Genomic DNA, 17,453 nt, shown 5'->3' on the forward strand with positions numbered 1-17,453 from the left:
CATGCGCCCCGGTGCCGTCGCCCTCGCCGTCTGTGCCCTTCTGCTGCTCGGCGCCGGGCCGCCCGCGCCGCCGCTGCCGGCCCGGATGGCGGACACCGGCGGCGGCACCCAGCTCATCACCGCGGTGGCCCCGCGGAAGAACGCGACGACGGGCATGGTCACCTGGTGGAACCGGACCGGGGGCGGCCGGTGGGTGAAGGCGGGTTCCGCACCGGCGCGCTTCGGGGCGAACGGGCTGGTCGACGGCGGCGCCCGCGAGCAGGGCACCGAGACCACGCCGACGGGTCTGTACGACCTGCCGTACGCGTTCGGCATCGATGCGGCGCCGCGCGGGACGGCGTATCCGTACCGCCGGGTGCGGCAGGACTCCTGGTGGTGCCAGGACAACGACTCGCGCTCCTACAACCGCTGGAGCGAGCCCCGTGCCGCCGACTGCCGGGCCGCCGAGTCCGAGCATCTGATCACCTACCGGACGCAGTACGCGCACGCGCTGGTCATCGGCTTCAACTACGAGCGTCCCGTGCGGGGACGCGGCGCGGGCATCTTCCTCCATGTCCACGGACGGGGCCCGACGGCCGGCTGCGTGTCCGTCTCCCGGGCCGCGATGCGGCGGATCCTGGCCTGGGCGGATCCCGAGCGGCGGCCGCACATCGCCGTCGGAACGGAGAGCGGGAGCACGGCTGTCACCCGCTGGTGAACAGTCGCGGGACGAGCCGGGGTTACCACCGGTCACGGCTGGTTCGCACACGACTCGGTGCACGGCTGAACACTCCCGTGTCCCGGCACGTATCTGTGGGCCAAGGGTCAAGTCCCCACGGAGGAACCGTGACCACCACGCTCGCAGGCGGCCGTGCCGCCCGCCGCCAGACGATGCGCCGCATCCGCCCGCGCCGCTCCCCGGCCGTTCCGCTGCTGATCGCCCTGTGGGCGGGAGCGGCGGCCGTGCTGTGGCTGTGGTGGGACAACACACCGTCCCTCGCGGACACCACGAGCAAGATCGTGGCGGCCGGCCGGATCACGGGCCTGCTCGCCGGCTATCTGATGGCGCTGGTGGTGCTCCAGATGGCGCGCGTGCCGGCCCTGGAGCGACGGGTGGGCACCGACCGGGTCGCGCGCTGGCACGCCATGACCGGCCGCTACACCCTCTGCCTGGTCCTCGCCCACGTCTTCCTCATCATGTGGGGCTACGCCCTGCAGGCGGGCAAGGGGCTCGGCGACGTCGTGCAGCAGACCGTAGACTCCGTCAACCAGCTGCCGGACATGGGCAAGGCGGCCATCGGCACCGGTCTGCTGTTCCTCATCGGGATCCTGTCGATCGGCGGCGTGCGCCGGCTGATCGGGTACGACACCTGGTACCACGTGCACCTGCTCACCTACGCGGCGGTGTACCTGACGTTCTGGCACCAGATCACCACGGGCAACGAGTTCGCCGTCGAGCCCACCGCCAAGACCTTCTGGTACGGGCTGTACGGCGTGGTGACGGCGCTGGTGGTCTGGTACCGGATCCTCACCCCGATCCGGCTGAACCTGCGGCACCGCATGCGCGTCGAGGCGGTCATCGAGGAGACCCCGGGCATCGTGTCCGTACTGATCGGCGGCCGCAAGCTGCACCGGATGGGCGCCGAGGCCGGGCACTTCTTCCGCTGGCGGTTCATGGCGCCGGGCATGCGCTTCAGCTCCCACCCGTACTCCCTGTCGGCGGCGCCGCGCCCGGACATGCTGCGGATCACCGTCAAGGCGATCGGCGACCACACCGAGCGGCTGCGCGATCTGACACCCGGCACCCGGGTCTGGGCGGAGGGCCCCTACGGCGCGATGACCGCGCAGCGCCGCAGCCGGGGCAAGGTGCTGCTGGTGGCGGGCGGTGTCGGGATCACCCCGATGCGGGCGCTGTTCGAGACGCTGCCCGGCGCGTCCGGTGACATCACGCTGCTCTACCGCGCCAACAGCACCCAGGACCTGGCCCTGTGGGGCGAGCTCGCCAAGATCGCCGACGAGCGCGGCGCGCGGCTGATGTACGCGGTCAACAGCCCGGACGGGGAACGCCCCGACATCTCCGCCGAGTCCCTCCAGCGGAAGATCCCGGACATCGGCGACCACGACGTCTTCATGTGCGGGCCGCCCGGCTTCGCGCAGTCCGTCTACGAGGCACTGCGCGGCGCGGGAGTCCCCGCCCGCCGTATCCATCACGAGTCGTTCGAGATGTGAGCGACGGGACATCAACGGCCCTTCAGGAGTTTGGGAAACGATGAGGAAGTCTCACCCCGTCCGGCGTGCCGTGCTCGCCGGCGCAGCCACCGTCTCCGGCATCGTGCTGCTGCTGTCGCTGAAGCCCGCCTCCGACCCGGGATCCGCCCAGGCGGCGGGCGGCCAGCTCCCGCCGGCGGCGGCCGGGCAGGCCCCGCAGGGCGGCGTGAACGGCGCGGTCACCGGTGACGCGGCCCAGACGCAGTACGGTCCGGTCCAGGTCCGCGTGACCATGAGCAACGGCAAGATCACCAAGGCCGAGGCGGTCCAGACCCCCAAGGGCGGCCAGAGCGACCAGATCACCGCCAACGCCGTGCCGCGCCTCAACCAGGCGGCCGTCGCGGCGCAGAGCGCGGACATCGACGCCGTGTCCGGGGCGACGTACACCAGCGCCGGCTACAAGAAGTCACTGCAGTCCGCCCTGGACAAGGCGAAGGCCTCGGCGGGCGCCGCGCAGGGCGGGGGCGCGGGCACGGCCCGGACCGTGACGGGCGATGTCGCGCAGACGCAGTACGGGCCGGTCCAGGTCCGGATCACCGTCGCCGGCGGGAAGATCACCAAGGCCGAGGCGGTCCAGGCCCCCAAGGGCGGCCGCAGCGACCAGATCACCTCCAGCTCCGTCCCCCGCCTCAACCAGGCCGCCGTCGCCACCGGCACCGCACAGATCGACTCCGTCTCCGGAGCCACCTACACCAGCGCCGGCTACAAGAAGTCCCTCCAGTCCGCCCTGGACAAGGCCCCGTCCGGGGGCGGCTCCTCGCAGGCCGCAGGTGAGGGAGGCGGCCGGGAGCAGACCGGGACCGGGACGTTCACCGGCAGCGTGGCGCAGACCGAGTACGGGCCGGTGCAGGTCCGGATCACCGTCGCCGGCGGGAAGATCACCAAGGCCGAGGCGGTCCAGGCCCCCAAGGGCGGCCGCAGCGACCAGATCACCTCCAGCTCGGTCCCCCGCCTCAACCAGGCCGCCGTCGCCACCGGCACCGCACAGATCGACTCCGTCTCCGGAGCCACCTACACCAGCGCCGGCTACAAGAAGTCCCTCCAGTCGGCGCTGGACCAGGCCGGTGGCTGACACGGTGGCCGACTCCGCGCAGGCTCCCGCCGCGGTGCGTCACGTGGAGGAGACGATGGGGACCGTCTTCTCCCTCGACGTCCGCGGCGGGGATCCGGCCGCCGTGCGCGCGGCCCTGGACGAGGTCGTGGCCGGGCTGCACCGCGTCGACGAGGTGTTCAGCACCTACCGCGAGGACAGCCAGGTCTCCCGGCTGCAGCGCGGCGAGGTGAGCGTCGGGCAGTGCGATCCCGAGGTCGCCGAGGTGCTGGAGCTGGCGGCTCAGGCGGAGCGGGTGAGCGACGGCTGGTTCAGCATGTCGTACCAGGGCCGCCTCGATCCGACCGGCATCGTCAAGGGCTGGGCCGTCGAACGGGCGGCGCGGCGGCTGGCGGAGGTGCCCGGGGTGTGCGGGGTGAGCGTCAACGGCGGCGGAGACGTCCAGCTGCTGGGGACGCCGGAGCCGCAGCGGCCCTGGCGGGTCGGGGTGTCGGACCCCCTGCGCCCGGGCGGGCTGGCGGCGGTCGTCTCCGCGGCCGGGGTGCGGGAGCTGTCGGTGGCGACGTCCGGTACGGCGGAGCGGGGCGCGCACATCGTCGACCCGCGCACGGGGCGTTCGGCCGTGACCGACCTGGTCGCCGTGACGGTGGTGGGGCCCCGGCTGACGTGGGCGGACTGCTGGGCGACGGCGGCGTTCGCGATGGGCTCGCGGGAGGGCCTGGCCTGGCTGGAGTCACTCCCGGAGGTGGAGGCGCTACTGATCACAGCCGGCGACGAGGTCCGCTGCACAGCCGGCCTGGCAGCCCGCCTAGGCTGAGGACGCCCCTCAGGACGCGCCCCTCAGGGGCGCGGGGAACTGCGCGAACAGCCACAACGCACCCCCACCCACCCACCACCTCAGGCACCACGCCGCCGAGGGGCGCGGGGAACTGCGCGAACGGCCACAACGCACCCGCACCCGCCCGCCCACCGTCACCCGTACGGCGGGCGCTCAGTGCCCGTTCTGCGCCAGCCGCAGCAAATGGTCGGCCAGGGCCTGCCCACCCGTAGGCTCCCGGCTGATCAGCAGCAGCGTGTCGTCCCCGGCGATCGTCCCCAGGATGTCGTGGAGCTCGGCCTGGTCGATCGCCGAGGCCAGGAACTGCGCGGCCCCCGGAGGGGTCCGCAGGACCACGAGGTTCGCCGAGGCCTCCGCGGAGATCAGCAGCTCCTGCGAGAGCCGCCGCATCCGCTCCTCCTTCGCCGACCCGCCCAGCGGCGCCCGCGGCGTGCGGAACCCGCCCTCGCTCGGCACCGCGTAGATCAGGTCCCCGTCGGTGTTGCGGATCTTGACCGCGTTCAGCTCGTCCAGGTCCCGGGAGAGCGTCGCCTGCGTGACGCTCAGCCCGTCGTCGGCGAGCAGCTTCGCCAGCTGGCTCTGCGAGCGGACCGGCTGCCGGTTGAGGATGTCCACGATCCGGCGGTGCCGTGCGGTGCGGGTCTGCGGCACGGCGGGCCCGTTCGCCCCCGGCTGCTCGTGGTCCTGCGCCTGGCTCATCGTCGTCTCATTCCCCGGATCGTCCGTCCCCGTTCACTGCCTGGAGGATGCCGGGAAGTGCCCCCAGGAACGCGTCCACCTCGGCGTCGCGGAGGTTCAGCGGCGGCATCAGCCGGACGACGTCGGGGGCGGGCGCGTTCACCAGGAAACCGGCCTCCTGAGCCGCCTGGCGCACCTGCGGCGCGAGCGGCTCGGTGAGCACGATACCCAGGAGGAGTCCCGCGCCCCGGACGGAATCGATCAACTGGTGGCCGAGGCCCTCGATTCCGTCCCGCAACTTCTCGCTCTGCCGCTTGACGTTCTCCAGCAACCCCTCGTTCTCGATGGTGTCGAGGACGGCGAGTCCGGCGGCGCAGGCGACGGGGTTGCCGCCGAAGGTCGTGCCGTGGTGGCCCGGCTGGAGCAGCTCCGCGGCGCGCCCGAAGGCGACGGTCGCGCCGAGCGGCAGCCCGCCGCCGAGCTGCTTGGCCAGGGTCACCACGTCGGGCAGGACGCCCTCGTGGGCCTGGTACTCGAACCAGTGCCCGGTCCGGCCGATGCCGGTCTGCACCTCGTCCAGGACGAGGAGCGCCCCGGTCGCGGCGGTGATGGCCCGGGCGGCCTTGAGATATCCGGCGGGCGGGACGACCACGCCGAGCTCGCCCTGGATCGGCTCCAGGACGACGAGCGCGGTCTCATCCGTCACCGCCGCGGCCAGGGCCTGGGCGTCGCCGAACGGCACGTGGGTGACGTCGCCGGGCAGCGGCAGGAACGGTTCGCGCTTGCCCTGCTGGCCCGTGAGCGCCAGGGCGCCCATGGTCCGCCCGTGGAAGGCGCCCTCGGTGGCCACGATGTGGGTGCGCCCGGTCAGCCGGCCGATCTTGAAGGCGGCCTCGTTGGCCTCGGCGCCGGAGTTGCAGAAGAAGACCCGGCCGTCCCGGCCGAAGAGCCGCAGCAGCCGTTCGGCGAGCGTCACGGTCGGGTCGGCCATGAAGAAGTTGGAGATGTGGCCGAGGGAGCCGATCTGCCGGGTCACGGCCTCGACGATCGCCGGGTGGGCGTGGCCGAGGGCGTTGGTCGCGATGCCGCCGACGAAGTCCAGGTAGCGGGTGCCGTCGGCGTCCCAGACCGCGGTGCCCTCGCCGCGGACGAGGGGCAGCAACGGGGTGCCGTAGTTGTTCATGAGCGCGCCCCGCCACCGCTCGGCGAGTTCCTCGTTGGCGGTCATGCCGCATCCCCCTTCTCGTCGGGCACGACCATCGTGCCGATCCCCTCGTCGGTGAAGATCTCCAGCAGGATCGAGTGCTGGACCCGGCCGTCGATGACGCGGGCGGTGGTCACGCCGTTGCGCACCGCGTGCAGGCAGCCCTCCATCTTGGGCACCATGCCGGAGGACAGGTCCGGCAGCAGCCGCTCCAGCTCGGTGGCGGTGAGGCGGCTGATCACCTCGTCGCTGTGCGGCCAGTCCTCGTAGAGTCCCTCGACGTCCGTGAGGACCATGAGGGTTTCGGCGCCCAGTGCAGCAGCGAGTGCCGCAGCCGCCGTATCAGCATTGACGTTGTAGACATGTCCGTCGTCCTGGGAGCGGGCGATCGAGGAGACGACCGGGATGCGGCCGTCGGCGAGCAGGGCCTCGATGGCGCCCGTGTCGATCGCGGTGATCTCGCCGACCCGGCCGATGTCGACCAGTTCGCCGTCGATCTCCGGCTGGTGCTTGGTGGCGGTGATGGTGTGCGCGTCCTCGCCGGTCAGGCCGACGGCGAGCGGCCCGTGCCGGTTGAGCAGCCCGACCAGTTCGCGCTGGACCTGGCCGGCCAGCACCATGCGGACGACGTCCATGGCGTCCTCGGTGGTGACCCTGAGGCCCGCCTTGAACTCGCTGACGATGCCGTGCTGGTCGAGGGCGGCGCTGATCTGCGGGCCGCCGCCGTGCACGACGACGGGCTTGAGGCCGGCGTGGTGCAGGAAGACCACGTCCTGGGCGAAGGCGGCCTTGAGGTCCTCGTCGACCATGGCGTTGCCGCCGAACTTGATGACGACCGTCTTGCCGTTGTGCCGGACCAGCCAGGGCAGGGCCTCGATGAGGATCTGTGCCTTGGGCAGGGCGGTGTGCTTGCGCGTGGATCCGCTGCTCATGAGGAGTAGGCGCTGTTCTCGTGGACGTAGTCGGCGGTGAGGTCGTTGGTCCAGATGGTGGCGGTCTCGGACCCGGCGGCGAGGTCGGCGACGATGTGCACCTCGCGGTAGCGCATGTCGACCTTCTCGCGGTCCTCGCCGACGCCGCCGTTCTTGCAGACCCAGACGCCGTTGATGGCGACGTTGAGCCGGTCCGGCTCGAAGGCGGCCTTGGTCGTGCCGATGGCGGAGAGCACCCGGCCCCAGTTGGGGTCCTCGCCGTGGATGGCGCACTTGAGGAGGTTGTTGCGGGCGATGGAGCGGCCCACCTCGACGGCGTCGTCCTCGGTCGCGGCGCCCACCACCTCGACCTTGATGTCCTTGCTGGCGCCCTCGGCGTCCCGGATGAGCTGCTGGCCGAGGTCGTCGCAGACCTGCCGCACGGCCTCGGCGAACTCCTCGTACCCGGGGGTGATGCCGGAGGAGCCGGAGGCCAGCAGCAGCACGGTGTCGTTGGTGGACATGCAGCCGTCGGAGTCGACCCGGTCGAAGGTGACCTTCGTGGCGGCGCGCAGCGCCTTGTCCAGGCTCTCGTCGTCCAGGTCCGCGTCGGTGGTGAGCACGACGAGCATGGTGGCGAGGCCGGGGGCGAGCATGCCCGCGCCCTTGGCCATGCCGCCGACGGTCCAGCCGTCCTTGGTGACGACGGACGTCTTGTGGACGGTGTCGGTGGTCTTGATGGCGATGGCGGCCTTCTCGCCGCCGTGCTCGCTCAGGGCCGCCGCGGCCTGCTCCACGCCCGGGAGCAGCTTGTCCATGGGCAGCAGGACGCCGATGAGGCCGGTCGAGCAGACGGCGATCTCGATGGCGCCGCGCCCGAGGACCTCGGCGGCCTTCTCGGCGGTGGCGTGCGTGTCCTGGAAGCCCTTCGGGCCTGTGCAGGCGTTGGCGCCGCCGGAGTTGAGGACGACCGCGGACACCTGGCCGCTCTTGAGGACCTGTTCGGACCACAGGACGGGGGCGGCCTTCACCCGGTTGGAGGTGAAGACGCCGGCGGCGGCGCGGCGGGGCCCGGTGTTGACCACGAGGGCCAGGTCGGGATTGCCGTTCTCCTTGATCCCGGCGGCGATGCCCGCCGCCGTGAATCCCTTCGCTGCCGTCACGCTCACGGCGCAACTCCGATCGTCGTCAGTCCGGTGGTCTCGTCGAGACCCAGGGCGATGTTCATGCTCTGGACGGCACCGCCCGCGGTGCCCTTGGTGAGGTTGTCGATGGCGCTGATCACGATGATCCGGCCGGCGGCCTCGTCGTACGCGACCTGCAGCTGAACGGCGTTCGAACCGTGGACGGACGCCGTGGCGGGCCACTGCCCCTCGGGGAGCAGGTGCACGAAGGGCTCGTCCGCGTAGGCCTTCTCGTAGGCGGCGCGCAGCACCTCGCCGGTGACGCCGTCCGTCGCCTTGGCGCTGCAGGTGGCGAGGATGCCGCGCGGCATCGGCGCGAGGGTGGGCGTGAAGGACACGGAGACCGTCCCGCCCGCCGCCGCGCTGAGGTTCTGGGTGATCTCGGGGGTGTGCCGGTGCCCGCCACCGACGCCGTAGGGGGACATCGAGCCCATGACCTCGCTGCCCAGCAGGTGCGGTTTGGGCGCCTTGCCCGCGCCGGAGGTGCCGGACGCCGCGACGATCACCGCCTCGGGCCCGGCCAGACCCGCCGCGTAGGCCGGGACGAGGGCGAGGGAGACGGCCGTGGGGTAGCAGCCGGGTACCGCGATGCGCTTGGACCCCTCCAGCGCGGCGCGGGCACCCGGCAGTTCGGGAAGGCCGTAGGGCCAGGTCCCGGCGTGGGGCGAGCCGTAGAACTTCTCCCAGGCGGCGGCGTCGGTGAGGCGGAAGTCCGCGCCCATGTCGACGACCAGCACGTCCGGGCCGAGCCGCTCGGCGACGGCGGCGGACTGTCCGTGCGGCAGCGCCAGGAAGACCACGTCGTGGCCGTCGAGGACCTCCGGGGTCGTCTCCTGCAGCTCACGGCCGGCCAGCGGCAGCAGGTGCGGCTGGAGCGCGCCGAGCCGCTGGCCGGCGTTGGAGTTGCCGGTCAGGGCGCCGATCTCGACCTCGGGGTGGGCCAGGAGCAGACGCAGCAGTTCCCCGCCCGCGTATCCACTCGCTCCGGCCACTGCCGCTCGTACCGCCATGGAATCCTCCTCCTCAGAGAGCATGACTATACGTTTCGCTGCACGTTTATGCAATCCATGATGCAATCCTCTCCGCCGCGCGCGCGTGGGCCGCTGCCCGGAGGACAGCGGCCCACGAGGAGGTCGGGCGCTAACCCTGTCTGATCCGCAGGAACGTCACGGAGTTCGCCGGGAAGGTGTAGGTGAACTTCGGGGCCACGCCCCGGAAGGTCGACGTCACCGGAGTCACCGGTGCGTCCGTCTCGGTGTTCACCGCGTCCTGGTCGGCGGCCAGCGTGGTCACGCGGGCCGTGGAGGCGACCCTGGTCCCGCCGAGGTCGACGGCGGTGCGGGCCTCGGCCGGCTGGGCGTTGACCACCTTGACGATCAGGTCACCGGTCCGCGCGTCGCGGGTGACGACCTGGCGGAACGGCTCGGCCGGCTTGTCGTCGGTGAAGCGGCCCCACTCCTGGCCGTCGAGGAACAGGGTGACCTGGCGGCCACGCACCTCGATGCGGATGTCGTAGGCCCGGCCCGTCTCGATCGACCCGGCCTTGGTCAGCAGGGTGCTCTTGCCGCCGTCCACGGCCTGTTCGACCGCGGACTGGGTGTTGTTCCAGCCGCCCAGGTTCCACCAGTAGTAGTTGCCGGTGTCCTTGACGCCGAAGGCGACGAGGAAGCCCTCCTTGCCGGACTTCTTGGTGGCTTTCACCCGCAGGTCGTAGTCCTTCCAGGCCGGGTCGCCCGCCGTGACCATGGTGTTCTCGGCGGCGGTGTCGGTCTGGACGTACTGCCCGTCCTGGACGCTCCAGTCGCCGGCGCCGCTGTGCCGCCACTGCGCGGCGCCACCGGAGAAGTCGTCGCTCAGCAGCGTCGAGCCGTCCGCCGAGGTGACCTTCACGTCGTCGTACGCGGCGCTGGTCGCCCAGGTCGACAGGCCGACGGCGCCGGTGATCGGGCCGCTGACCTCCGGGGTGGTCGTGGCCTTCGAGGGGATCACGCGGTCGCCGACGTTGGTCATGAACAGCTTCTGGACCTCGTAGTTGGCCGAGTTCCAGGAGGCCCGGTTGTTGAACCAGATCATGTCGGGGCGCCACTGCACGTAGTCCTCGTTGGCGAGCAGCGGGGCGTACGAGGCCAGCTTCACGACGTCCGCGTTGCGCTCCAGGCCGGTCATGAAGGCGGCCTCGGCCAGGCCGTTCCTCCAGGCGTTGCCCTGGGAGGCGTACTCGCCGAGGAAGACCTTGGGGCCCGTGCGGTCGTAGGAGTCGTAGCGGTCGTTGTGCCGCAGGAACCAGTCGGGGCTGTTGTAGTAGTGCTCGTCGACCATGTCGACCCCGCCCTCGCGGTTGAGCTGCCAGGCGGTGTCGAAGATCGCGCCGGCGTCGTCCGGGCCCGAGTTGGAGATGACCGTGATGCCGGGGTACTTCGCCTTGATGGCGGCCCGGAACTTCTCGAAGCGGGCGAAGAACTCGCGCGGGAGGTTCTCCTCGTTGCCGACGCCGATGTGGGTCAGGTGGAAGGGCTTGGGGTGGCCCATCGCGGCGCGCACCTTGCCCCACTTCGAGGTCGCCGGGCCGTTGGCGAAATCGATCAGGTCGAGGGTGTCCTGGACGTGCCGCTGGAGCAGGGCGTCGTCCTCCGTGGCCTTGTTCTGGCCGCAGCCGGTCACCAGGGCCGGGACGACGGGCAGCGGCATCGCGCCGATGTCCTCGGAGAAGCGGAAGTACTCGTAGTAGCCGAGGCCGTAACTCTGGTTGTAGCCCCAGAAGTTGGCGTTGGTGGCGCGCTCCTCGACCGGTCCGACGGTGTCCTTCCACTGGTAGCTGCGCCTGCGCTGCCAGCCGCTCGCCTCGCTGTAGTCCTCCATGGACCCGGTGTTGACCAGGCAGCCGCCGGGGAAGCGCACGAAGCCGGGCTTCAGGGCGGCGATCTTCTCTGCGAGGTCCTTGCGCAGGCCGTTGGGCTGGTTCTTGTAGGTGTCGCGCGGGAACAGCGACACCTCGTCGAGCGCGGCGGCGTGCGCGGTGGCCACGGCGAGCCGGCCGCGGCTGCTGGTGCGGGTCGCGGTGAAGGTGCCCTTGTACTTGGTCCAGCCGCCCTCGACGGCGACCTGGCGGGCGGTCGCCAGGCTGCCCGCCGTGTCCTTCAGCGAGACCGTGAGCGTGCTGCCGCTCTCGGCGCGGGCCCACACGGAGAAGTCGTACTTCTTGCCCTGCTCGACCCGGATGCCGGTGTTGTAGCCGGCGTTGGTGACGGACGAACCGGCGCCCAGGGAGAGGTAGTTGCGGTTGCGCGCGTTGAGCCGCCCGGAGTCGTTCACCACCTGGGCCGTGCCGGCCGCCGTCCAGGAGGTCAGGGGCGTGTAGGCGCCGTTGTCGGCCGTGGAGTACTCGAAGGATCGGTTCTGCACGAGCTCGGCGTACAGACCGCCGTCGGCGGCCCGGTTGATGTCCTCGAAGAAGACGCCGTACATCGTGTCGTCGATCGTCGCGCCCCGGGCGGACGGGTCGACGGTGATCGCGTAGTCGGTGACGTCCTCGGCGTGGGCGGGGGCCGGTACGAGGGCTGCTGCCGTCAGGAGGGCGGTGGCCGTGAAGCCGGCTCTCCATCCGGTGCGGGCGGTGCGTGGCATGGATACTCCGCGGCTCTCTGGTAGAGGAGTGTTCGAAATATCAGACGCTGGTCAACACTTCGAACGGCAAGATAGGGAGGGGGCAGGTGCGCGTCAATGGGTCGCGCACCACCGGACGGGACGGAGAACGGGGCGCGATGGGCGAGTTCTGGCCAGTGCCGGACGTGCTGGCGTATCTGGCCGGGCACTGGCGCGTGACCCGGTCGGTGCGGGATCTCGCGAGCGGCGCGGAGGGCGAGTTCACGGGCAGCACAGTGTTCGAGGCCCGGGAGGACGGCGGGCTGCTGCACCGGGAGTCGGGCACGTTCGTCTGGCAGGGCGTGGCCCGGCCCGCCGAGCGGACGCTGCGGTTCCTGCCGGGCCCGGACGGCACGGCGGACGTACGGTTCGCCGACGGCCGGCCCTTCCACGACCTGGACCTGACGTCCGGACGGCACGTCGCCGACCACCCCTGCGCCGCGGACCTCTACCGCGGCGAGTTCGCGGCCCTCGACGCGGACCACTGGCACACGGTGTGGCGCGTCCGCGGCCCCGCGAAGGACCTGGTGCTGCGCACGGAGTACGCACGCGAGGCGTGAGCCGGAGGAAAGACACCGGCCACGGCACGGGCCCGCCGCGCGGCGAGCAGACGCACTAGGCGCGCGAACGCTGAGTCAGGCTCCCGTCGAAGCGCAGGTTCCAGCGCCCCCCGCGGCCCGTCACCGTCGTCGTCGACAGCGGGCGGACGTCGATGTTCCAGTACGTCGAGGGCGGCGCCTTCAGGGCGTACACCAGGGCGGCGCGGATCACGGACGGCTCGGCCACCGCCACCACCCGGCAGCCGTCCTCCACGGGCCGCGTGTCGAGCCAGCCGCCGATCCGGGTGATGAAGTCCATCAGGGACTCACCGCCGTGCGGCGTGGCCCGCGGATCGGCGAGCCACGCGTCCACGGCCTCGGGCTCCCGGGCCATCGCCTCGCCCAGGGTCAGCCCGCGCCACCGGCCCATGTCGCAGTCGCGCAGCCCCAGTTGCACCAGCGGCGCGTACCCGAGCCCCTCCCCCGTCGCCCGGCTGCGCGGGGCCGGCGAGCAGTAGCGCAGGTCGGCCGCCGCGAGCGGCAGCAGTTCATGGGCGGCGCGCTCCACCTCGCCCCAGCCGGCCTGGTCCAGCGGCCGGTCGTCCTCGAAACGTTCGGCGAGCAGCGAGGAGCTGCGCGCGGCGGCGACGAACGTGACCCGAAGTGACATGCGGCGATCGTGAGCGCCACAAGACCGCAGGTCAAGAGGTGTTACCTGGGAGTTACCGAGGGTGCGGTGCCCCTCACTGATCGAAGAGGAGCACCATCCAGTGCTCGGGCCGGGCCAGCGGCGCGAAGCCGATCTTCTCGTAGACGCCGTGCGCGTCGTGCGTGGCGAGCAGCACCCGCCGCACCCCGAACGACCGCACCTCCTCCCGCACGGCCGTCACGAGCGCGGTGCCGACGCCCTTGCCGCGCACCGACGGGTCGACGTACACGTCGCACAGCCACGCGAAGGTCGCCCGGTCGGTGACGACCCGGGCGTAGGCCACCTGCTCCCCCGAGGCGGTGTCGTACACGCCGAAGTTGAGCGAGCCCTCGATCGCCCGGTCCTGCTTCTCGCGGGCGCGGCCCAGTGCCCAGTACGCGTCGGTGGACAGCCAGCGGTGCACGCGCTCGGCGTCCACGCGCGACGGATCGGTGGATATCTCGTAGCCCTCGGGCAGGCGCGGCGTGTCGGTCATGACGGGATGCTCGCAAAATCACCTGCCCGGGGTCGAGCGGTTATCCCAGTACCTCCTCGCACGCGGTGCGCAGCCGCCGTACGCCTTCCGCGATCTCCCCGGTCCCGGCGACCGCCGCGAAGCTCAGCCGCAGGTGCGCGGCGGGCGGTTCGGCGCTGAAGTAGGGCCGCCCGGGCGTGACGGCGACGCCGGCGCGCAGGGCGGCCGCCGTCAGGGCCGTCTCGTCCGTGCCGTCGGGCAGGCGCGGCCACAGGTGGTAGCCGCCGGACGGGATGTGCGCGAGCTCCAGGTGGGGCAGGTGCAGCCCGAGCGCGCCGGTCATCGCCTGCCGGCGCGCCGTCAGCTCCGCGGAGACGGCCCGCAGGTGCCGGGGCCAGGCGGGTGATCCGACGAGTTCCAGCGCGGCCTCCTGGAGCGGGCGCGGCACGAAGAAGGTGTCGACGACCTGGATGGCGCGCAGCCGCTCCAGGACCGGCCCGCGGGCGGCCAGCGCGCTGACCCGGAAGCTCGGCGAGGTGGCCTTGGTGAGCGAGGAGACGTGGACGACGACGCCGTCGGGGTCGTCGGCGGCCAGCGGGCGCGGCAGCGGCCCGGCGTCCTCGTGCACCAGCCGCCGCACGAAGTCGTCCTCGACGACGAACGCGCCCGCCGCCCGGGCGATGCGCAGCACCTCGGCGCGCCGCTCGGGCGCGAGCACGGCACCGGTGGGGTTCTGGAAGAGCGGCTGGCAGACGAAGGCCGGGGCTCCGGTGGCCTTGAACGCGTCGGCGAGCAGGGCCGGTCTCACCCCGTCGGCGTCCACGGGGACGGGCACCGGGCGCAGGCCGGCCGCCCGGGCGATGGCGAGCATGCCGGGGTAGGTCGGCGACTCGACCAGCACGGGGGCGCCGGGCGGGGCGAGGGCGCGCAGGGCGGTGGTGAGCGCGGACTGGCCGCCCGCGGTCACCAGCACCTCGGCGGCCGTGACGGAACCGCCGATGGTCCGCGCGAACCACTCGCGCAGCTCCGGCAGTCCCTCCATGGGCGGCCGCCCCCAGGCACCGGGGCGGCGCCCGGCCCGTGACAGGGCGGCGGCCATCGCCCGCTCGGGCTGGAGCGAGGGGTGCAGATAGCCGCCGTTGAACTCGATCACGCCGGGCGGCGGCGCGGCCAGCGAGACCAGCACCCCGGAGGCGTCCACCGAGCGGGGCACGAGGTCGGCGGCGCCCTCGGCGCTGAGCGCGACCTCCTGCCAGGAGGTGTCGCCGGCGGGAGCCGGAGCCGGCCGGGACCGCGCCCGGAACGCGCCCGCGCCGGGGCGGGTGACCACGAGCCCCTCGGCGGCGAGCTGCGCCAGTGCCCGGGACACCGTCACCGGACTGACCCGGAACCGCTCGACCAGCGCCCGACTGGACGGCAGCTTTCCACCCGGTGAGTAGCGGTCGAGCTCCCGCCGCAGCTGTTCCGCCAGTTCAGCCACACTGCTACGCTCTTGCATGAGAGCACAGAGTAGCGCTACTGCCGCACCTCGGATAGCAGTCGCCGCCCCGGAGCGGGACCGCCCCGGCTTCGGCACCCTCCAGGCGGCCCTGGGCGTCATCGCCTTCTCCCTCACCTTCCCCGCCACCGCGTGGGGTCTCGAGGGGTTCGGGCCCTGGTCGCTCGTCGCCGTGCGCAGCGTCCTGGCCGCGCTGATCGCGGGCGGTGCTCTGCTGGTCCTGCGGGTGCCGCTGCCCGCCCGCCGGCACTGGCCGGGCCTGGCCGTCGTCGCGGCCGGTGTCGTCCTCGGCTTCCCGCTGCTGACGACGCTGGCGCTGCAGACCTCGACCACGGCGCACGCGGCCGTCGTGGTCGGGCTGCTCCCGCTGACCACCGCGCTCTGCTCCGCGCTGCGCGTCGGCACCCGGCCCTCGCGCACCTTCTGGGCCGCGGCCCTCGCGGGCGCGGCGGCGGTGGCCGCCTTCACCGTGCAGCAGAGCGGCGGCGCCCTGTCCACCGCCGACCTGTACCTCTTCGCGGCGCTGCTGGTGTGCGCGGCCGGCTACACCGAGGGCGGCCGGCTGGCCCGGGTCATGCCGGGCTGGCAGGTGATCGGCTGGGCGCTGGTGCTGTGCCTGCCGCTGACCGTGCCCGTGGCCGCCCTGGCGCTGGCCCAGGAGCCCTGGCAGCCGACCGCGCACAGCGTCGCCGGGCTGCTGTGGGTCGCGGCGGGCTCGCAGTTCCTCGGGCTGGTCGTCTGGTACCGGGGCATGGCGGCCATCGGCATCCCGAAGGCCAGCCAGTTGCAGCTCGCTCAGCCCCTGCTCACACTGGTGTGGTCGGTGCTGCTGCTGGGCGAGCACCTGACGGTGGCCGCCCCGCTGACGGCGGCGGCGGTGCTCGTCTGCATCGCCGTCACACAACGGGCGCGCGGCTGAGCAGGGCGGTGCACGGCCCCTGCCGACCCGCGTCCCCGGCCGTAGACTCAAGGCCACGGACCGCTGCTCCGCTCCCTGTGAGGAGGCCCCAGATGCGCGCAACCGTGGGCGACCAGCTTGTCCAGCACGGCAGGGTGGTCGGTCAGCACGACAAGGTGGGCGAGATCGTCGAGGTGCTCGGCCAGGAGGGCAACCCCCCGTACCGCGTCCGGTTCGAGGACGGGCACGAGGGCGTGTGCTCCCCGGGGCCCGACACCGAGATCCGCCACCGGGAGACCACCACCGGGCCGTGACTCAGCGCGGGGGGTCCGCCGGTTGCCCGTAGTGGTCGGCGACCACCCTCGCCATCGCCCCGACCCGGTCGGCCGCCACGTCCCTGGCGGCGAAGAACACGTGCCCGCGCACCTGCGTGTACTCCTTGGCGAGCGCCAGGTGCCGGGACAGTTCGGACGGTTCCTGCCAGGCCGCCGGCTGTGCGGGATCGCCCGCCTTGTACAGCGCCTCCCCCACGTAGAGCTGGGTGGAGCTGCCGCGTGCCACCTCCGCCCACCAGGGCAGCAGCTTGGCGTAGTCGGCGGCGGCGAAGCCGATGTTCCAGTACAGCTGCGGGACGATGTAGTCGATCCAGCCCTCCCGCACCCACTTGCGGGTGTCCGCGTGCAGATCGTCGTACGTCTCCACGCCGGCCCGGCTGTCCGAACCCGCCGGGTCCGTCGAGGCGTTGCGCCACACGCCGAAGGGGCTGATGCCGAAGCGGACGCCGGGCCGGATCTCCTTCACGCGGTCGGCGGTCTCGCGCACCAGCCGGTCGATGTTGTCCCGCCGCCAGGCGGCCCGGTCCGGGAAGCCGCCGCCGTGCTCCTCGTAGGCGTCGTCGTCGTCGAACGTCTCCCCCGCCACCGGGTAGGGATAGAAGTAGTCGTCGAAGTGCACGCCGTCGACGGGGTAGCGCGCCACCGCGTCCAGCATCGCGTCCTCGACGAAGGCCCGGACCTCGGGCAGCCCCGGGTTGTAGAAGAGTTTCCCGCCGTAGGCGACGACCCAGTCCGGGTTGCGGCGGGCGGGGTGCGAGGCCGCGAGACGGGTCGGGTCGGCGTGGGCGGCGACCCGGTAGGGGTTGAACCAGGCGTGCAGCTTCAGGCCCCGGGCGTGGGCTTCCTCCACGGCCGTGCCCAGCGGGTCCCAGCCGGGGTCCTTGCCCTGGGTGCCGGTGAGGTACTGCGACCACGGCTCGTACGGCGAGGGCCACAGGGCGTCCGCCGTGGGCCGGACCTGGAAGACGACGGTGTTGAGCCGGTTGCGGACCGCCGTGTCGAGATGGGTGAGGAGTTCGGCGCGCTGCTGCGACGCGGACAGGCCCGGCTTCGACGGCCAGTCCCGGTTGGCCACGGTCGCCAGCCACACCCCCCGCATCTCGGAGGCCGGCGCCCCGCCCCTGCGCCCGGGCGCGGCCGATGCCGTGGGTGTCATGGCGAAAGCCGACAGCGCCGCCACGGCGAACGCCCTGCGTGAGACTCGTCCCATGCGCGTGCCCCAAATGCCGTGGATCCGCCCGGTCGCGGATCGCCTGGCGCCCAGC

General features: G+C 72.6%; 17 protein-coding genes. 7 read left to right on the plus strand and 10 right to left on the minus strand.

Annotated features, from left to right (window positions below; genetic code table 11):
* The first annotated feature begins 1 nt into the window (after position 1).
* The 4 genes from CHR28_RS31795 to CHR28_RS31810 all read left to right on the plus strand — a co-directional run bounded on the left by CHR28_RS31795 (position 2) and on the right by CHR28_RS31810 (position 4,115).
* The gene (locus tag CHR28_RS31795; protein WP_094057182.1) at positions 2-697 is read left to right on the plus strand and encodes a L,D-transpeptidase family protein; all 696 of its coding nucleotides are present in this window, start codon (positions 2-4) and stop codon (positions 695-697) included.
* 128 nt (positions 698-825) lie between these two features.
* Positions 826-2,208: a ferredoxin reductase family protein gene (locus CHR28_RS31800; protein WP_179272624.1), complete on the plus strand. Its 1,383-nt coding sequence runs from the start codon at positions 826-828 to the stop codon at positions 2,206-2,208.
* A gap of 40 nt (positions 2,209-2,248) precedes the next feature.
* Positions 2,249-3,319: an FMN-binding protein gene (locus CHR28_RS31805; RefSeq protein ID WP_094057183.1), complete on the plus strand. Its 1,071-nt coding sequence runs from the start codon at positions 2,249-2,251 to the stop codon at positions 3,317-3,319.
* On the plus strand, positions 3,312-4,115 hold the full coding sequence (locus CHR28_RS31810) for an FAD:protein FMN transferase (RefSeq protein ID WP_256984516.1): 804 nt from the start codon (positions 3,312-3,314) through the stop codon (positions 4,113-4,115). Before CHR28_RS31805 ends, CHR28_RS31810 begins: the two co-directional genes overlap by 8 nt.
* Positions 4,116-4,289: 174 nt before the next feature.
* Here the strand turns inward: CHR28_RS31810 and CHR28_RS31815 are convergent, their stop codons facing one another.
* From CHR28_RS31815 to CHR28_RS31840, 6 genes are all read right to left on the minus strand, one after another.
* Positions 4,290-4,835 (minus strand): arginine repressor, encoded by a 546-nt coding sequence (locus CHR28_RS31815; protein ID WP_031114708.1) that lies wholly within the window; start codon positions 4,833-4,835, stop codon positions 4,290-4,292.
* A 7-nt stretch (positions 4,836-4,842) separates the two neighbouring features.
* Positions 4,843-6,042, minus strand: a complete 1,200-nt coding sequence (locus tag CHR28_RS31820; RefSeq protein WP_094057184.1) for an acetylornithine transaminase — start codon at positions 6,040-6,042, stop codon at positions 4,843-4,845.
* Positions 6,039-6,950: an acetylglutamate kinase gene (argB, locus tag CHR28_RS31825; RefSeq protein WP_094057185.1), complete on the minus strand. Its 912-nt coding sequence runs from the start codon at positions 6,948-6,950 to the stop codon at positions 6,039-6,041. The genes CHR28_RS31820 and argB overlap by 4 nt, the downstream gene beginning before the upstream one ends.
* Entirely contained in the window at positions 6,947-8,098 is a 1,152-nt protein-coding gene (gene argJ / locus CHR28_RS31830) for a bifunctional glutamate N-acetyltransferase/amino-acid acetyltransferase ArgJ (protein WP_094057186.1), read from the minus strand. Before argJ ends, argB begins: the two co-directional genes overlap by 4 nt.
* Positions 8,095-9,123, minus strand: a complete 1,029-nt coding sequence (gene argC, locus CHR28_RS31835) for an N-acetyl-gamma-glutamyl-phosphate reductase (RefSeq protein WP_094057187.1) — start codon at positions 9,121-9,123, stop codon at positions 8,095-8,097. Before argC ends, argJ begins: the two co-directional genes overlap by 4 nt.
* A gap of 130 nt (positions 9,124-9,253) precedes the next feature.
* On the minus strand, positions 9,254-11,737 hold the full coding sequence (locus CHR28_RS31840; RefSeq protein WP_094057188.1) for an alpha-L-arabinofuranosidase C-terminal domain-containing protein: 2,484 nt from the start codon (positions 11,735-11,737) through the stop codon (positions 9,254-9,256).
* A gap of 137 nt (positions 11,738-11,874) precedes the next feature.
* Between CHR28_RS31840 and CHR28_RS31845 the strand changes: the two genes are divergently transcribed.
* Positions 11,875-12,315, plus strand: a complete 441-nt coding sequence (locus tag CHR28_RS31845; RefSeq protein ID WP_094057189.1) for a DUF6314 family protein — start codon at positions 11,875-11,877, stop codon at positions 12,313-12,315.
* 55 nt (positions 12,316-12,370) lie between these two features.
* Here the strand turns inward: CHR28_RS31845 and CHR28_RS31850 are convergent, their stop codons facing one another.
* The 3 genes from CHR28_RS31850 to CHR28_RS31860 form a co-directional block, all read right to left on the minus strand.
* Positions 12,371-12,964 carry a histidine phosphatase family protein gene (locus CHR28_RS31850; protein WP_094057190.1) on the minus strand — a complete coding sequence of 198 codons (594 nt, stop codon included), beginning with the start codon at positions 12,962-12,964 and terminating at the stop codon, positions 12,371-12,373.
* 73 nt (positions 12,965-13,037) lie between these two features.
* Entirely contained in the window at positions 13,038-13,478 is a 441-nt protein-coding gene (locus tag CHR28_RS31855; protein WP_094057191.1) for a GNAT family N-acetyltransferase, read from the minus strand.
* Between the two features lie 40 nt (positions 13,479-13,518).
* Positions 13,519-14,955 (minus strand): aminotransferase-like domain-containing protein, encoded by a 1,437-nt coding sequence (locus CHR28_RS31860; RefSeq protein ID WP_094057192.1) that lies wholly within the window; start codon positions 14,953-14,955, stop codon positions 13,519-13,521.
* Between CHR28_RS31860 and CHR28_RS31865 the strand changes: the two genes are divergently transcribed.
* Positions 14,954-15,874 (plus strand): DMT family transporter, encoded by a 921-nt coding sequence (locus tag CHR28_RS31865; RefSeq protein WP_094057193.1) that lies wholly within the window; start codon positions 14,954-14,956, stop codon positions 15,872-15,874. The genes CHR28_RS31860 and CHR28_RS31865 overlap by 2 nt on opposite strands.
* A 92-nt stretch (positions 15,875-15,966) precedes the next feature.
* Entirely contained in the window at positions 15,967-16,167 is a 201-nt protein-coding gene (locus CHR28_RS31870; RefSeq protein WP_010045242.1) for a DUF1918 domain-containing protein, read from the plus strand.
* Between the two features lies 1 nt (position 16,168).
* On the opposite strand, the gene CHR28_RS31875 is transcribed toward CHR28_RS31870, so the two are convergent.
* Entirely contained in the window at positions 16,169-17,398 is a 1,230-nt protein-coding gene (locus CHR28_RS31875) for a glycoside hydrolase family 10 protein (RefSeq protein WP_094057194.1), read from the minus strand.
* Positions 17,399-17,453: the final 55 nt, after the last annotated feature.

This window comes from Streptomyces sp. XY006, from assembly GCF_002237655.1.
Classification (GTDB): domain Bacteria; phylum Actinomycetota; class Actinomycetes; order Streptomycetales; family Streptomycetaceae; genus Streptomyces; species Streptomyces levis.

What these genes read in the sequence shown, in the direction of transcription:
- CHR28_RS31795 (WP_094057182.1), top strand. Translation starts at nt 2, where the DNA reads ATGCGCCCCGGTGCCGTCGCCCTCGCCGTCTGTGCCCTTCTGCTGCTC.
- CHR28_RS31805 (WP_094057183.1), top strand. Translation starts at nt 2,249, where the DNA reads ATGAGGAAGTCTCACCCCGTCCGGCGTGCCGTGCTCGCCGGCGCAGCC.
- CHR28_RS31815 (WP_031114708.1), bottom strand. Translation starts at nt 4,835, where the DNA reads ATGAGCCAGGCGCAGGACCACGAGCAGCCGGGGGCGAACGGGCCCGCC.
- CHR28_RS31820 (WP_094057184.1), bottom strand. Translation starts at nt 6,042, where the DNA reads ATGACCGCCAACGAGGAACTCGCCGAGCGGTGGCGGGGCGCGCTCATG.
- argB (WP_094057185.1), bottom strand. Translation starts at nt 6,950, where the DNA reads ATGAGCAGCGGATCCACGCGCAAGCACACCGCCCTGCCCAAGGCACAG.
- argC (WP_094057187.1), bottom strand. Translation starts at nt 9,123, where the DNA reads ATGGCGGTACGAGCGGCAGTGGCCGGAGCGAGTGGATACGCGGGCGGG.
- CHR28_RS31840 (WP_094057188.1), bottom strand. Translation starts at nt 11,737, where the DNA reads ATGCCACGCACCGCCCGCACCGGATGGAGAGCCGGCTTCACGGCCACC.
- CHR28_RS31845 (WP_094057189.1), top strand. Translation starts at nt 11,875, where the DNA reads ATGGGCGAGTTCTGGCCAGTGCCGGACGTGCTGGCGTATCTGGCCGGG.
- CHR28_RS31850 (WP_094057190.1), bottom strand. Translation starts at nt 12,964, where the DNA reads ATGTCACTTCGGGTCACGTTCGTCGCCGCCGCGCGCAGCTCCTCGCTG.
- CHR28_RS31855 (WP_094057191.1), bottom strand. Translation starts at nt 13,478, where the DNA reads ATGACCGACACGCCGCGCCTGCCCGAGGGCTACGAGATATCCACCGAT.
- CHR28_RS31865 (WP_094057193.1), top strand. Translation starts at nt 14,954, where the DNA reads ATGAGAGCACAGAGTAGCGCTACTGCCGCACCTCGGATAGCAGTCGCC.
- CHR28_RS31860 (WP_094057192.1), bottom strand. Translation starts at nt 14,955, where the DNA reads ATGCAAGAGCGTAGCAGTGTGGCTGAACTGGCGGAACAGCTGCGGCGG.
- CHR28_RS31870 (WP_010045242.1), top strand. Translation starts at nt 15,967, where the DNA reads ATGCGCGCAACCGTGGGCGACCAGCTTGTCCAGCACGGCAGGGTGGTC.
- CHR28_RS31875 (WP_094057194.1), bottom strand. Translation starts at nt 17,398, where the DNA reads ATGGGACGAGTCTCACGCAGGGCGTTCGCCGTGGCGGCGCTGTCGGCT.